At 38.2% G+C, this 1489-nt stretch carries 1 protein-coding gene and 1 tRNA gene; both read right to left on the bottom strand.

Going from position 1 to position 1489, the window contains the following annotated elements; genetic code table 11:
* On the bottom strand, nucleotides 1–1022 hold a 1022-nt coding region (locus tag FH976_RS15715), incomplete at its 3' end, for a lactonase family protein (protein ID WP_194091711.1).
* Nucleotides 1023–1204: 182 nt separating this feature from the next.
* Nucleotides 1205–1289 (bottom strand) — tRNA-Leu (locus FH976_RS15710).
* Between the last annotated feature and the right edge of the window lie 200 nt (nucleotides 1290–1489).

Genomic DNA, 1489 nt, shown 5'->3' with positions numbered 1-1489 from the left:
GTTACCATCGTACTATGTCCGGTTTTCTCAAGTGTTCCATCTGCATTGTTTCGTTTAAAACTCACGATATTATGACTATTTTGGTTAACAACGACCAACCATTCTCTGCTTGGTGAAATTGCAAAATCACGTGGGAAATTTCCTCCACAATCAATGGAATACTGATAGTTTAATACCTTCGATTGATGATCGAGCTCAAAACAACTAATAATATTTTGACGACGGCCAGATAGGTAAACAAATCGCTCATCTGGTGATAATTTTATTGCGCCAGCAGCTTGTCCATTTAGTGTATTTGGAAATGCAGGTTGTTCGCTACTGACTCGCCACTTCCCGTGTTCTTGGTGGATTAATACTAATTGCTCAGAGAGCTCACATAACGCTATTCCCATTTTTTCATCATGGGTAAATACGAGGTGTCTTGGGCCTGAACCTTGGCTTAATGATAGCTCTTGGCGCTCTTCAATCGAAAATAAATGCGTGGCTTGATCAAATGGATAAAAAGAGACTTGATCTAATCCCAAATCAACGCTCACCAGTGTTTTCGTATGGTTAAGAATAAGCGCTTGATGTGCATGAGATACTCGAGGTGACTCCTCTATGGTTGAGCTATCGATAACTTGTATATGTTGTTTTAGCACCAATGCGTCATCGAGCTGGTAAACATCAATATGACCGCTGCCATATTGAGCGGTTGTGGCTAATTGATATTTGCTATTCACAGAAACAAAGCAAGGGGAGCATCCTGTAATATCTAAATTCGCTACTTTTGTAAGTAATGAGTGTTGGAATGAGTATTGGCTAATTTTGGGCTGATTGGCGGAAGTAACCTCTGAAATGACATACATTTGAGATTGATTGATATCAAAATAAGAAGGGTTAGGTATTTGTATGTCTAATTTTTCGGCGTTTAATTGTCCAGTTTTTGTATTTAAATCGAGGTGATATAAACCGTAAGGTGAGTCGGGAGTATAACAACCTATTGTGAGGGACAGATTTTTAGAGCTTTGAGATAATTCCACTGCCGGACCTTTATTTATTCTGAGATTAAAATGAGGTCTTATGGTGCAAGAGGATGGTGATAATTGGAATGTATTTTTCTAGATATTTAAGAGATGTTCATCTCATTAATACAGATAGTTATGGTTATTAATAGGAGGGTAGATACAATAAAACCCATTAAAAATGGGTTTTATTTGAATAATGGTGCGGTCGGAGAGACTTGAACTCTCACACCTTACGGCGCCAGAACCTAAATCTGGTGCGTCTACCAATTCCGCCACGACCGCAGCGCTTCTTTTACAAGAAGAATTTATAGTTAAGAAGACAATTGGAGAATCTTAGTAACGTTGTCAGAGATTTTTGCCTCTGCTTTACAATAATGGCTGGGCTACCTGAAATGAAATCAGGGAACTCTCTTGGTATAGTCATCAAAAGCTAATGCCTTTCAATCTATACTAAACAGCTCACTCTTTTAAATTATAAAAAG

Origin of the sequence: Vibrio hibernica (genome assembly GCF_015223435.1) — a bacterium.
GTDB lineage: Bacteria > Pseudomonadota > Gammaproteobacteria > Enterobacterales > Vibrionaceae > Vibrio > Vibrio hibernica.
This window is presented reverse-complemented; position numbering and strand designations above follow the sequence as displayed.